At 67.6% G+C, this 13,027-nt stretch carries 13 protein-coding genes and 3 pseudogenes; 10 read left to right on the forward strand and 6 right to left on the reverse strand.

The genetic code is table 11. From position 1 onward, the window contains the following. The first annotated feature begins 231 nt into the window (after nt 1-231). The 6 genes and pseudogenes from QQY24_RS34945 (at nt 232) to istB (ending at nt 4,947) form a co-directional block, all read left to right on the forward strand. Nucleotides 232-1,233: pseudogene (locus QQY24_RS34945) on the forward strand (IS630 family transposase). A 328-nt stretch (nt 1,234-1,561) separates the two neighbouring features. Beyond that, nucleotides 1,562-2,302 (forward strand): hypothetical protein, encoded by a 741-nt coding sequence (locus QQY24_RS33950; protein WP_301976761.1) that lies wholly within the window; start codon nt 1,562-1,564, stop codon nt 2,300-2,302. Between the two features lie 86 nt (nt 2,303-2,388). Next, nucleotides 2,389-2,982, forward strand: coding sequence for a hypothetical protein (locus tag QQY24_RS33955; RefSeq protein ID WP_301976762.1), 594 nt, complete (start codon nt 2,389-2,391; stop codon nt 2,980-2,982). A gap of 28 nt (nt 2,983-3,010) precedes the next feature. Beyond that, nucleotides 3,011-3,508, forward strand: coding sequence for a hypothetical protein (locus QQY24_RS33960; RefSeq protein WP_301976763.1), 498 nt, complete (start codon nt 3,011-3,013; stop codon nt 3,506-3,508). 27 nt (nt 3,509-3,535) lie between these two features. Continuing rightward, nucleotides 3,536-4,153, forward strand: a complete 618-nt coding sequence (locus tag QQY24_RS33965; protein ID WP_301976764.1) for a hypothetical protein — start codon at nt 3,536-3,538, stop codon at nt 4,151-4,153. Continuing rightward, nucleotides 4,150-4,947: an IS21-like element helper ATPase IstB gene (istB, locus tag QQY24_RS33970; protein ID WP_301976765.1), complete on the forward strand. Its 798-nt coding sequence runs from the start codon at nt 4,150-4,152 to the stop codon at nt 4,945-4,947. Before QQY24_RS33965 ends, istB begins: the two co-directional genes overlap by 4 nt. A 136-nt stretch (nt 4,948-5,083) precedes the next feature. Here istB and QQY24_RS33975 read toward each other — a convergent pair whose 3' ends face one another. From QQY24_RS33975 to QQY24_RS33990, 4 genes are all read right to left on the reverse strand, one after another. Then, nucleotides 5,084-5,632, reverse strand: a complete 549-nt coding sequence (locus QQY24_RS33975) for a GNAT family N-acetyltransferase (protein ID WP_301976766.1) — start codon at nt 5,630-5,632, stop codon at nt 5,084-5,086. An 803-nt stretch (nt 5,633-6,435) separates the two neighbouring features. Further along, nucleotides 6,436-6,939, reverse strand: a complete 504-nt coding sequence (locus QQY24_RS33980; RefSeq protein ID WP_301976767.1) for a lamin tail domain-containing protein — start codon at nt 6,937-6,939, stop codon at nt 6,436-6,438. 187 nt (nt 6,940-7,126) lie between these two features. Then, nucleotides 7,127-7,279 (reverse strand): hypothetical protein, encoded by a 153-nt coding sequence (locus QQY24_RS33985; RefSeq protein ID WP_301976768.1) that lies wholly within the window; start codon nt 7,277-7,279, stop codon nt 7,127-7,129. A 65-nt stretch (nt 7,280-7,344) separates the two neighbouring features. Beyond that, nucleotides 7,345-8,153 (reverse strand): IS5 family transposase gene (locus tag QQY24_RS33990; protein WP_301976769.1). Its coding sequence is split into 2 segments (ribosomal slippage): nt 7,345-7,814 and nt 7,814-8,153, totalling 810 coding nucleotides; the frame shifts between segments, so codons are not numbered across the junction. Between the two features lie 132 nt (nt 8,154-8,285). Between QQY24_RS33990 and QQY24_RS33995 the strand changes: the two are divergent. Then, nucleotides 8,286-8,642 (forward strand): annotated as a pseudogene (locus tag QQY24_RS33995) (IS701 family transposase); the annotation flags it as partial. A gap of 437 nt (nt 8,643-9,079) precedes the next feature. On the opposite strand, the gene QQY24_RS34000 reads toward QQY24_RS33995, so the two are convergent. Beyond that, nucleotides 9,080-10,093 carry an ArsR family transcriptional regulator gene (locus QQY24_RS34000; protein WP_301976771.1) on the reverse strand — a complete coding sequence of 338 codons (1,014 nt, stop codon included), beginning with the start codon at nt 10,091-10,093 and terminating at the stop codon, nt 9,080-9,082. Nucleotides 10,094-10,153: 60 nt separating this feature from the next. Between QQY24_RS34000 and QQY24_RS34005 the strand changes: the two genes are divergently transcribed. Together QQY24_RS34005 and QQY24_RS34010 are read left to right on the forward strand one after the other, a co-directional pair. Then, nucleotides 10,154-11,365 carry an MFS transporter gene (locus QQY24_RS34005; RefSeq protein ID WP_301976772.1) on the forward strand — a complete coding sequence of 404 codons (1,212 nt, stop codon included), beginning with the start codon at nt 10,154-10,156 and terminating at the stop codon, nt 11,363-11,365. Between the two features lie 129 nt (nt 11,366-11,494). Further along, the gene (locus QQY24_RS34010) at nt 11,495-11,821 is read left to right on the forward strand and encodes a transposase (RefSeq protein WP_301976773.1); all 327 of its coding nucleotides are present in this window, start codon (nt 11,495-11,497) and stop codon (nt 11,819-11,821) included. Here QQY24_RS34010 and QQY24_RS34015 read toward each other — a convergent pair. Continuing rightward, a protein-coding gene (locus tag QQY24_RS34015; protein WP_301976858.1) for an IS5 family transposase occupies nt 11,811-12,607 on the reverse strand; the annotation gives its coding sequence in 2 pieces (ribosomal slippage) (nt 11,811-12,269 and nt 12,272-12,607; 795 coding nt in all). The genes QQY24_RS34010 and QQY24_RS34015 overlap by 11 nt on opposite strands. Nucleotides 12,608-12,709: 102 nt before the next feature. Here QQY24_RS34015 and QQY24_RS34020 point away from each other — a divergent pair. Further along, nucleotides 12,710-13,024 (forward strand): annotated as a pseudogene (locus QQY24_RS34020) (DDE-type integrase/transposase/recombinase); the annotation flags it as partial. Between the last annotated feature and the right edge of the window lie 3 nt (nt 13,025-13,027).

Consider the following 13,027-nt stretch of genomic DNA (forward strand, 5'->3'; position numbering starts at 1 on the left):
AACGGACATTCGGATGGGTGGCCTGAAATCTTCAAGCAGTCTTGATCTTCGTTCGCCTCATTGAGTTAGAAAGTAGTTGATCTCTGCTGGGCGAATAGCAGGTCAAGTTTTCCAGCCGAATTTGGGTCTTATTGATGCGAAACGGTTTGGGTTCTGGGTTGTTGGTGGGGTGTGAGCGATCTGGTGGGGGTCGCGCGGCATCTGTCGCCGTCGGCGCAGGAGGCCCTGCGGTTGCGGGCGGTGGCCGTGTTGGTGGCGGGGCGGGACCGTGAGGACGTGGCGGCGGTCTTCGGGGTGTCGCTGAAGGCGGTCGACGGGTGGTGGGCGAAGTGGCAGGCCGGTGGCCGTGGGGCGCTGGTCATGCGGCCGCGGGGCAAGCCGGTCGGGGTCCACCAGGTGCTCGGGGAGGCCGGGCAGGACGCGGTGCGGCAGGCGGTCTTCGATCACCGGCCCTGTGACGTGGGACTGAGTGGACAGCTGTGGACGCGGCGGCTGGTGGGCGAGCTGATCGTGAAGCTGTACCGGGTGCGGCTGACCGAGGTGGGGGTGGGCAAGTACCTCAGGCGTTGGGGGCTGTCCTTCCAGCGTCCGGACAAACGGGCCGTCGAGCAGGACCCGCAGGCCGTGGCGCGCTGGCATTAGGAGACCTGGCCGCAGATCCGAGCGAAGGCGAAGGCCGAAGGCGGTGAGATCCTCCTCGCCGACCAGGTCGGCATCCGATCCGACCAGGTCACCGGCCGCACCTGGGGAGAGAAGGGGAAGACGCCCGTGGTGCGGCGGAGCGGGAACCGGTTCTCGGTCAACGCGATGTCGGCGATCAGCACCAAGGGCCGGATGCACTTCATGGTCTTCACCGAGCACTTCACCGCCGAGGTGATGTGCCGCTTCCTGGACCGGCTCGCCGGCCACTTCGACCACAAGGTCCACCTCGTGGTCGACGGGCACCGCGCCCACCGCTCCAAGGAGGTCCGCGACTGGCTCGCCGCCCACCCCGACGACGTCGAACTGCACTTCCTGCCGCCGTACTCACCAGAGCTGAACCCCGACGAACTGGTAAACGCCGACCTCAAGCACAGCCTGCCCCGGCAGCACCGAGCCCGTGATCAGGCCGAACTCACCGCCGAGACCCGCCGCTTCTTCCGCCGACGCCAGCGTCAGCCGCACATCGTCCGCGGCTACTTCGGCGGCCCGCACGTCCGCTACGTCCTGGACGAGAACCCCATGAGTTTCTGATCAATACCTCCACCAGGCTCCAGCCCGGGTGTTCCTCTGAGATTTTGGTGTCCCGGCCCTCGGTTCTGGCATCGATACACTCCTCTCATCAGCGCATACGTTCGGGTGCTGCGGTCATAAACGAGGAGATTCGGTGTCGGCGGTCGTTGAGATACAGAGGGTCTGGAGGCCGCCTACTACGAATCTCTGGGCAGGGCAACGCCCTCTGTGGTGGACCGTTGGCCCGACAGGAGAACTTGCTGTTCTGCTCGTCCATCGGAAGTACCTACGCCGAAGCCGCTACATCAAGGGCTGGGTGGGATGGGGCCCGACGGTCCCGTTCGACGGGGTGCTGGTGATTCGCCAGGCTGACGGATCAGTTCAACGCCGGCTGATCAAGGACGTACAGTTCCGGCCCAGCCACATCGCCCTCCTCCCGGACTCCCGACTCCTCGTAGCAAGCGGTCGTACACGCAAGGAGGACACGGGCTCGTGGAAGCCGAACGCCGTGGTGCTCTCCCTGAAGATCGGCGAGCAGGAGGACACCTTCTGCATCGGCGACGACATCCCTGCGTTGGTGACCGATCACGGCGGATCGATCTGGACGGCCTACGGGGATGAAGGCATCTACGGAGGGCATCCGCAGTCGGCAGCCGGGCTTGCCGGCTGGAGTGCCGAAGGGGAAGCAACCTGGACCCCAGAAGGTCGCCTTCCTGACGCGCCGTTGGAGGGCTGCACCGCCGCCACTGAGGGCGATCGGGTATGGCTGATCTGGTACTCCGGCAGCCAGCGCGGCGACACGTTCCTGACGCGGATCACCCCCTCCACGGGTGAGGTGACCAGCTGGCCCAGCCCGGTACGGGATCCGGACGGATTCGCCGTACGCGGCCATCGAGCAGTCCTGACCAAGCGCGTCCACAACCAGCGGGCAACCGAAGTGGTCCGAGCTGAGCTGTTCGGCGAAAGTTGGAACGTGACCGAGCGGCGCAAGATACGAGTGCCCGGGCGGGTTGTCATGCGCTGCGGTCAAGGACGTGATGGCTTTCTTTGGCTTCGCGCCGGCGACTCCTGGCTTCGTATCGAAGTCTGATACACCGCGCCGAACGTCGCGACTGCTCGATGGGGTCATCGGGCAGCTCCTGCCGTCGGCAGGAGACCGTGGTCCAGAATCAGGGCATGGACGTCCCTAAGCTGCTGGAAGCCGCTTCCCTACTGGTTCCTGAGGAGACCGCCACCGAGAACGACATCACGGTGAATGATGTCTGGGAGTACCTCACTCGGGACGAGTGGGAAGTGGCCCTCGGGCTGCTGGAAGAACTCGGTGACGTCCAACCGCTGCCACTCAGCTTCTGGCAAACCCTGGCCGCCGCAGCCAAACAGATGCGACTGGACAAGAGTGCGGCCTGGTGCCATTGGCGCTGCTACGAGACTCGCAACGGCATCATCCGAGCCGATCTCACCCTCCGCCCGGCCACCGAAGCAAAACGGCAAACGCCCATCTCCGGTGCTGGCGTCCTGCGACCGATGTGGAACATCGGAAACCGAACCCCGACCGGCGAACCTGCCCTCAACATCGCCCAACTCTGGGCGGAGTTGACGCCCTTGCTGGAGCCCGGTGGGCAAGCCTCGGTACGACTTGCTCCTCTTGACCCCTCGCAGTGGCAGCACCTTCAGCCCGGCCAAGTGATCACTATGCACGAGGACCGATCCGTGGCAGGTGCGGCGGTTGTCCTTGAGGTTCATCGACCTACGACCACATCCACCGCATAGAAACGAGCGCCGTCGGCTCGTGCCGTTAGTGCAGAGAAGCGTGTTCGCCTCCGCCGGCCAGGAAGCTTTCTTCGAGGGCCACGTGCACGCGCTGCGGGTGCTGGGCGGGGTCCCGCGGGGGCGGGTCCGCTATGACAATTTCAAGGCCGCCGTCGCCCAGGTGCTGGGACTGAGCCGGGCGAGGGTGGAGACCGACCGGTGGATCGCGTTCAGATCGCACTTCGGCATCGAGAGCTTCTACTGCCGCCCGGGCATCGACGGCGCCCACGAGAAGGGCGGGGTCGAGGGGCAGATCGGCTACTTCCGCCGCAACCACTTCACCCCGGTGCCGGAGGTTTTCTCGCTGGCGGAGCTGAACGAGATGGTCGAGCAGTGGGACCTGCACGACGGCCGACGCCGGATCGGCTCCCGGCCACGGACTATCGACGAGTACTTCGCCGTCGAACAGCCGCTGCTGATGCCACTGCCGGAGGAGCCGTTCGAGACCGGGCGGGTGTTCACCCCTAGGGTCGACCGCTACAGCTAGATCGCCGTCCGCACCAACCGCTATTCGGTGCCGGTCCGCCTGATCGGCAAACGCGTCCGTGTCGTTCTGCACGCCTCTCACCTGGTGGTTTACGACCAGAACGTGGAAGTGGCCCGGCATGAGCGGCTGATCGCCAAGGGCGGCTGCCGCCTGGATCTGGACCACTACCTGGAAGCCCTGATCCGCAAGCCGGGTGCTTTCCCCGGCGCCACCGCTCTCGAACAGGCCCGCTCCGCAGGCAGGTTCACCCCGGTCCACGACGCATGGTGGACCCAGGCCCAGAAGGTCCACGGCGAGCGGGACGGCACCCGGGCCCTGATCGAGGTGCTGCTGCTGGCCCGGCACATCCCCCACGAGCACTTGGTCGCCGGGCTGGCCACCGCCTTGCGGGCCGGGGCTCTGACCGCGGACGCGGTCGCGTTGGAGGCCCGCAAGGCCGCCCAGGCCGAGGACGAACCTGCTGCCCTTGGCCCGTCGGGCACCGGAGCGGGACAGCCGTCGGGGACGGTGACGTTTCTGCACGAGTGGAAGCTGTCCCACCTTCCGCCGGACACCAGGCCGCTGCCCTCGGTGACCCCCTATGACCAGCTGCTCCGCCGCCGTCGCGCCGACGGCGGCGCCCACCGAGAGGAAGAAGCCCAGTGACCCTGCCCCGCCAGCGAGGATTGACCGAGCAGGCCGCCACCACCGCCATCGACACCGCCTGCCGTCTGCTGCGGCTGCCGTCGATCCGCAAAGAGTTCGCCGACATCGCCGACCGAGCGGTGAAGGACCAGCTGACCTATCGCGGCTTCCTCGCCGAGCTGCTGATGGCCGAGTGCGACGACCGGGCTCGCCGCCGTTCGGAACAGCGGATCAAGGCAGCGGGCTTCCCGAGGGAGAAGTCGCTGCGGACCTTCGACTTCGATGCCAACCCCAACATCGACGCGGCCACCATCAACACACTCGCCAGCTGCGAGTGGATCAAGAAGGGGCAGCCGCTCTGCCTGATCGGAGACTCCGGCACCGGCAAGTCGCACATGCTGATCGCCCTGGGCACCGAGGCCGCCATGAAGGGCTACCGGGTCCGATACACGCTGGCCACGAAACTGGTGAACGAGCTGGTCGAGGCCGCCGACGAGAAGCAGCTCACAAAGACCATCGCCCGCTACGGCCGCGTCGATCTTTTGTGCATCGACGAGTTGGGATACATGGAACTGGACCGGCATGGCGCCGAGTTGCTGTTCCAGGTTCTGACCGAGCGCGAGGAGAAGAACAGCGTCGCCATCGCCTCCAACGAGTCGTTCGGCGGTTGGACGAAGACCTTCACCGACCCCCGGCTCTGCGCGGCCATCGTCGACCGCCTGACCTTCAACGGCACGATCATCGAGACCGGCACCGACTCCTACCGGCTCGCCTCCACCCGGGCCCGGGTGGAGGAACCCGCCAAGGCCGGCTGACACCTGCAGGCCCCACCTCGACGGCCCGCCGCCCTCACGGGCGGCGCGCCGTCCCACCCCATCTTTGAACCCCGCTTGATCTCCTCGCGCTCACCCGGCTTCATCGCGATGAGTGCGGACACTGCCGAGCACGACCTCAGTCGGACAACGCGACCGGGGACCACATGCCGAACCACTGCTCGGCGCCCCAATCCTCATACCGTTGCACCTCGGTGAACCCCAGCTTCGCCGCGAGGCGCATCGAGCGTTCGTTGGCGGTCTGGGTTGTGAGCACCACCGGCTCGCCGGGCAGCGCTTCGGCGCACCAGTCGAGTGCCGCCGCGCACGCCTCCGTGGCATACCCGTGTCCCCACGCCTGCGGCAGGAACATGTAGCCGAGCTCGACCTCCGAGGCCCCGGGGCGGACGTGAACCGGATGCTCCGGGTCGCGCCGCTCAAGCGTGACGATCCCGATCATCGCCCCGTCGAGATCGACCACGAAGAGGCCAGGGCGCCGCTTGGGTGTCTCGGGCACCGCACGCTCGAACTCGTCGCGCTGTCGGGGGCCGCCGATATAGGTGCCCACCTCGGGCGAGGTGAACAACTCGATGACCGCCGCACGGTCGCGGGCCTCGGGCTCACGGAGCACGAGCCTCTCGGTCTTGATCGGGGCAGGTGGCCAGACGACGGGTCCTAACTCAGTCATGCTGGCCAGCTAATCAGCAGGCTCGGTAGCGATCAAGACTCGCGGACCGATCACCCCACCTGCCCGGGCACGTCCTTCTTCTCCCACATCCCCTCCAACGAGCCGCAGCCCGCACTGATTCGCCCTGCGGGCTCAAGGACGGGAACTGACGTCATTTCTCGTGAACATCCATGGCCCCGCCAACCGGCCACTGCCACCCAAACCGATGGACAAACGCTGCTGCTTGAAGTGAACGAAGCCGTCGAGGCCTTCGCCGGGGAAGTCAGCCGTGCGGAGGAGCAGGGCCTTTCGGGGCGGGTGAAGCGTCCCGCATGGTGGCGGGGACGTCGCTTCGGTGCCGGGCTGCGCGGGGCAGGTCACGGGCGTGCGGGCGGCCCATGGTTGCCGCTGGTGTCCCCAGGGAGGGGAAGCGATGCGGGGACGTCCTCGATGTGCGGGGCCGGCGTGTCTGCGCTAGAATCGATCATGAAGATGGGTGGTCCGCTCCGGCGGCTGCTGTCTGTGCGTTGGTCGTCTAAGGAAAGATGTCCCGCTTCCTGCGGGGAGATGCAGGTGCAAGGCCTGCCCGGCGCTCGATACGACAAGCCCCGTTCCTGCTGCAGGGACGGGGCTTTTGTTGTTCGGCGCCTGGGCCCTGCTGTTGCGGAGGCGGTCCTGGCGCCTTTTGCGGCCGTTGGTGACCGGTGGTCAGGCCTGGTCCCCGGGTGGCCTGCGGCCTGTCCCCGCCCCGCTGGGGCGGGACGGGGGTGGGGCGCCGCTGGGAACGGTTCGGGGGCTGTTCCGGCGGGCTCTTCGGCTGGAGGTCAGCCGTGGTAGGTGATGTAGCCGTTGCCGTCCTTGTCGTTGGTCTTCTTGGTGTACGAGTGGACGTCGGCGCGGGCGCCGGAGGGCTTGTAGAAGTAGATGGTGTCCTTGTCGTTGTTCCAGATGAAGTTGCAGTTCTGGCGGTAGACGACGTTCTTGGCGTCGGAGTCGGTGCCCTTGCCGCCGCGCAGGTGCACGTAGTCGCCGGGCTCGAGGGTGTGGCTGTTCTGGAAGGTGAACTTGTTGCCGGTGGCGTCCTTGACGACGTAACCCTTGAGGTTGACCTTCACGGTCTTCGAGTAGTTCTTGATGGTCAGGTACTCGTTCCTGGTGTTCCCGCCGGAGCACTTGTTGGAGTCGGTGCCCGGTGCGTCGTACTGCACGCCCTTGATCTTCAGCGCTGAGGAGTACTCGGTGGCCTGGGCCGGAACAGCCGCGGCCAGGCCGAGCGTGGCGACGGCCGCAGTGGCTGCGGCGGCATTCAGGGTGTGGCGGATCTGCATGAGGATTCCCCCCTCGGTGGTGCGAATGGAGCGTCCCGGAGCATACCGAAAATGTGATCACCGTACGGCGGAACGGTGATGGCTGCGTGAAGCGCAGTAGTAGCTCGCCGACAGCAAGCACTGACCGGAAAAGGAAGCACCATGTCGCCCCAGTGCCGGGTGGCTGTGGAAGGGCTCTGCCCGCTGTTCATCGGCGCAGTTGGCAGGCCGTGAGGCGAGACTGCGCGGCGGCGTTGATGTCGAGGCCCTTGCCGGCCGACTCGGCTGAAAGGCCATCGCCTTCAGCGGCGTAAGCGGCCTGGTGGCCAACACCACCGGCAAGCCACTCCAGTTCGCTCACGGCCCGCAGCGCCGCTACGGGCGCTTGGTCGATGAGCAGGGCGGGCTGTTCCTTTACTGATCGTTTCAGAATGAAGTTCGTAGGCGGCGGATGCATATGAGGCTGCAGGCCAGTTCGAGCGGGCCCTGATGGAGATCCGCGCGTCGCTCGTAGCGGATGCGGAGCCGCTTGGACTGATGCAGCCAGGCGAAGGCGCGCTCGGCCACCCAGCGGACCTTGCCCAGTCCGGAACCGTGGGCGATGCCGCGTCGCGCGATCATGGGTTGGATGCCACGCTTGCACAGCAGGCGGCGGTACGTGTCGAAGTCGTAGCCGCGGTCGGCATACACCCGCCGTGGCTTGCGGCGAGGTCGTCCTCGCAGACCCCGGATCGGCGGGACCGCGTCCAGCACAGGCAGGAGTTGGGTGACATCGTGCCGGTTGCCGCCGGTGAGCGTCACGGCGAGAGGGGTTCCGTGACGATCGACGATCAGGTGGTGCTTGGGGCCGGGGCGGGCGCGGTCGACGGGTGAGGGGCCGACATGGTCCCCCCTTTCAGCGCCCGCACGTGCGAGCCATCCACGGCACAGTCGTCGAGGTCCAGCAGGCCGGCTCGGCGCAGTTCATCGAGCAGGGCGGCGTGCAGGCGGGGCCAGACGCCGGCCTCGGTCCACTCCCGCAGCCGACGCCAGGCCGTCACTCCGGAGCAGCCCACGGTCTCCGCAGGGACATCGCGCCAGGCGACACCGGTCCGCAGTACGTACATGACACCGGCGAGTGCGGCCCGGTCCGGAACACGCAGCCGTCCGGGGTGTCGGTGGCGCCGCTCGGGAACGGGCGGCAACAACGGAGCCACCCGCTCCCACAGGTCGTCAGGCACAAGATCAGCACGCACCCCGGACACTCTGCCGATCAAGATCGCCAAGCACAAGACCACAGCCCAACTCATTCTGAAACGATCAGTAAATCCCAGCAGGTCCACGGCCCACGCATCGACCACCTCCTCACCCAGGCCCCGCCCGAGGCATGGCGGTGTCTGTCCGCCGGACCGGGTGCCAAGGGCGAGCGCCTCTACGACTGGGCCGCCGCCCGTCTGCCGGCGGTATGGGAGTTTGACGGCGATGAACCCACCCGCCAACGTCGGATGCTCGCCCGCCGCAGCATCGCCAGACCCGACGAAGTCGCCTACTACCTCGCCTGCGCACCCCTGGATGCCACCATCGCCGACCTCGTCCGCATCGCCGGATGCCGCTGGAAGATCGAGGAGTCGTTCCAGAGCGCGAAGAACGAGTGCGGCCTGGACCAGTACGAAGTGCGGCGCTTCGTGGGCTGGTACCGGCACATCACCCTGGCCATGCTCGCCCACGCCTTCCTGGCTGTCCTGGCTGCTCAGGAACGTAAAAGGGGGGCGGGACCCATGACACGCCCGACCTCGTGGACCTTACGCCAGCCGAGATCCGCCGTCTGCTGGCAACTGGACCCCGCCACCATCCTGCACGCAGCCACACACTGACCGGGTCCCACTGGCGCCGACAACACCAGACACAAGCACGCCGCTGCCATTACAAACAGCGCGGCCACACCCTCGTGCGACCTGCCCGCGAAACCGCCCCCGGCACCGCAACAACCCGGATACCCTCACCGCCACCAGGCCACTGACCAGGACATACGGAGAACTCTCACTGGAGTACTAGTTCATCGTCGTCCAGCAGCCGCACCACACCGTCGTCCTCGTCTTCGGGTACCGGGACAGCGGCCGCCGCTCGGACAGGGTGAGCCGACGGGTCCGGCCGCGAGATGCAGTAGGGAGAATCCTCTCCGTCAGAGACCGCCGACCCCCGAGAACTGTGCCGCCATGAGGACCTGGGCCGCCCCGGTGCGGAAGTAGAGAACCGAGCGGCCCGCGCGCCGCCGCTGGGTCAGGTTGGCCTCGCGCAGGATCCGCAGATGCCGCCCCACCGACCCCAGAGGTAGGCCGGTGAGAGCCACCAACTGGGTGGTGGTCTTCGGCGCGTCGAGCAGGGTGAGCAGTTCGGCCCGAGCAGGGCCGAGCAGCGCGGCCAGGGCCTTCGGAGCCGCACGGCGCTCGTCGTCGGCCAGGACTCCCGAACAGGGATAGACGACCGCGTACCGCCTGATGGGATACGCGTTGCGACCGCCGGCCGCGGGGACGTCCCAACAGACCCAGGTCTGGTTCAAGGTGACTGGGACGAACATCAGCTGCACTCTGGAGAGCTCCAACGGCGGGCTGTCGCAGACGGTGGTCTGAAGACGGTCGTCTCCGAGCCAGCGCATTCCCGGGCGCATCTCGTTCAACGCGGTGGCCCACCCGTGCAGGGCGGCGCGGGCGGTGCGGGCCACGATATCGGCTTCGATGATCCGCCTGCGGCGGGGCCAGGAGGGCTGGATGGTCTCCGCCCACACCCACTCCAGCAGGTCAGCGGCCCGCTGGGCCAGGTCGTCGCGGCGCAGGAGGGCCGGCAGCGAGCCGCTCAGCGACTCCGCCAGGTCAGCCACGACCGTGGCGGGCGGAACGCTGCGGATCTGCTCCAACTCCTCGGCGAAAGCGGGATCGCTTCCGCCGAGAGGTGTGGGGGTCAGGAAAGTCGCGTTCCACCGGCGTCTGAGCGCCGCCTCGACCAAGGCGGTCGTGGTCGGGTCATCGGCCAGGCGGGCCCGGTAGCTGGCGAGGTGAGTGTCGAGCCACTGGCGCTCGCCGAGGTGGGCCGCGTGGCCGCGGTGCAGGGTCTTCAGAGCAGCCAGCGCCTCAGCCAGGGGAGAGGTGGCGAACCGGCTTCCGGCGAGAGTGTCCGTGTCGACCCGCCACCAGCTCATCGTTTCGCCTCCCCGCGAAAGTCTAACGACTCGTCGATGATGCCGGAGAGACTCTGTGCCGTGCGTACTTATCGGGAGCTCTTCGTTACCAAGGAGTTCACCCCGCTCTTCCTCGCTGCGGCCGGACAGACGGCAGCCCAGACGGTGAGCGGTCTGGCTCTTGGCATCATGGTGTACGAACGGACCGGCTCGGCTCTCCTGTCCTCCCTGGCCATGTTCGCCCCCGCGCTCGCCCACATGGTGGGAGCGGCCACCGTGCTGTCCGGGGCGGACCGGCTGCCGCCGCGCGCAGCCATGACCGGCCTCAGTCTGCTTTTCGGTGCGGGTACGGCCTTGCAGGCGATCCCCGGCCTGCCGGTCTGGGCGATGTTCGTGGTGCTGCTGGGGCTTGGCGTCGCGGGGTCGGTCAGCGGCGGGGTGCGGTACGGGTTACTCAACGAGATCCTGGCCCGGGACGGCTACCTGATCGGGCGGTCCATGCTCAACATGTCGTTCGGGATCATCCAGATCTGCGGATTCGCGGTCGGCGGCGCACTGGTGACGGTGCTCTCGGCGCGTGGCACGCTGCTCCTGTCCGCGGCCCTGTATTTGCTGGCCGCCGTGGTGGCGCGCTGGGGGCTCAGCAGTCGGCCGCCGCGGGGCGCCGGGCGGACGTCGGTCACCGAGACCTGGCGCACCAACGCACGGCTCTGGTCCTCGCTTCCCCGGCGGTACGTTTACCTCGCGCTGTGGGTGCCCAACGGCCTGATCGTGGGAGTGGAGTCGCTCTACGTCCCGTACTCGCCTGACGACGCCGGCCTGCTCTTCGCCCTCGGCGCTGTCGGAATGCTGGCCGGCGACGTCGTCGCGGGCCGCTCCCTGTCCGCTCGGTGGCGGGACCGGCTGGCCGTCCCGCTCTGCGTCTTGCTCGCCGCCCCCTACCTGCTGTTCACGCTGCATCCGGGCCTGCCGGTCGCCCTGGTGCTGGTCACGGTCGCCACCTTCGGGTACGCGTCGGGGCTGCTGCTCCAAGACCGTCTGATGGCGCTGACACCCGATAAGCTGAGCGGGCAGGCTCTGGGCCTGCACAGCTCAGGGATGCTCACCATGCAAGGGCTCGGAGCGGCTGTGGCCGGTTCGGTGGCCGAGCTGACGTCACCGGCCACCGGGATCGTGGTGACGGCGGCGGCATCGCTGGCCACGACCCTGCTGCTGGCGCCCGGACTGCGCAGGGGGACGACGGCGGGCGGGGAGAAGAACCGGGACCAGAACGCCGTACCCGCCCGGCAGTAGGCAGTGTACGAAGCTTCAATATCGCTTCCATCCGGCTTCCATCCGGCTTCCATCCGGGCCGCGCAGCCTGGACAGGTGCTGACTTCGAGTGATGACTTATCTCGGTTCTGTGCCTTCCTATTCACTTCGATGTCCCGTGCCGACCAGCGCCGTTGGGGTGAGGTGTACGTGCGCGGCCTGGTCGAGGTACCCGGTAGGAAGTCGGTGCGCCGGATCTCCGAGCGGCTGCTCGGGCGGCGTGCCGACCAGAGTCTCCAGCAGTTCGTAAATCAGAGTTCCTGGGACTGGCAGCCGGTGCGCGAGCGCATCACCGAGGTGGTCGACGCGACGCTGACGCCCCGAGCCTGGGTGGTGGAGGAGACCGTGCTGCCCAAGAGCGGGCGCAGCTCGGTGGGGGTGGACAAGCAGTTCTCCCAGACGCTAGGGCGGGTGCTTAGACGTCGTCTCATTTGGTGAGTCTGCGGTAGCAGATGAGGCTGCAGGCGATGGCGGTGAAGGCCAGGAAGTGCTCGGCCTTGCGTTCGTAGCGGCGGTGTAAGCGACGGCAGCCGCCCAGCCAGGACATCGTGCGCTCGATCGTCCAGCGGTGCCGGCCCAGCCGGGTGGAGGACTCGATGCCCTTGCGGGCGATGCGGTGCCGGATGCCCCGCTTGCGTAGCCAGCGGCGCAGGTGGTCGTAGTCGTATCCCTTGTCCGCGTGCAGTTTGGCGGGCCGTCGCCTGCGCGGGCCGCGGCGGGAGCGGATCGGCGGGATGCCGCGCACGAGCGGCTCGAGTGCCTGGCTGTCGTGCAGGTTCGCGCCGGAGATCCCGATCGAGAGGGGTAAACCGGTCCGCTCGGTGATCAAGTGGATCTTCGAGCCTTTCTTGCCCCGGTCCACAGGATTCGGACCTGTCAGGTCCCCCCTTTCAGGGCCCGCATGTTCACCGAGTCGATCGCACACCGCGACCAGTCCAGATCTCCGCGCGAGCCCAGCTCGTCGAGGATGAGGCGGTGCAGCTTCGCCCAGACCCGGGCGGCACTCCACTCGGTGAAGCGCCGGTGCGCGGTCGGCCCTGAGGGGCCGAAGACCGGCGGCAACTGCCGCCAGGTACAGCCCGTCGTGGCCACGAAGATGATCGCGGCCAGCACCTCGCGATCCCCGTATCGCCGCCGACCGCCGCCCTGCGGCCGCGATGGAGCAGGCGGGACCACCCGCTCGAACAGCTCCCACAATTCATCCGGCACCATGCGCTCGACCATCACCACACCGGCAGACTACCCAGCACCCCAAATGAGACGACGTCTTAACTGCCAGCTGGGGCTGGCCGTGCTGGCGGTCGGGCCGGTCGGCACCGTACCGGGCCCAGGGTGGCCGTCACCAACAAGTTGCGCTCCTGCAGCGCGGCCCACCGCGAGGTCATGCCCTCCGTTGAGCACCCCTCGCACAAGGGCCTGAACAACCGGGCAGAGAACAGTCATCAGCCGACAAGGCAGCGTGAACGCGCGATGAAAGGCTTCCGCAGTACCGGTGGGGCCCAACGGTTCCTGGCTGCCTTCAGTGGCATCTCACCGCACTTCCGGCCCCACCGCCACCTGATGGCCGCTCCCGGCTACCGAGCCGAGACGACCATCCGCTTTGCAATCTGGGGCCAGGCCACCGGCGCCGCCGGGGCCTGAACA

This window comes from Streptomyces sp. TG1A-8 (assembly GCF_030499535.1).
In the GTDB taxonomy this organism is placed as follows: Bacteria; Actinomycetota; Actinomycetes; order Streptomycetales; family Streptomycetaceae; genus Streptomyces.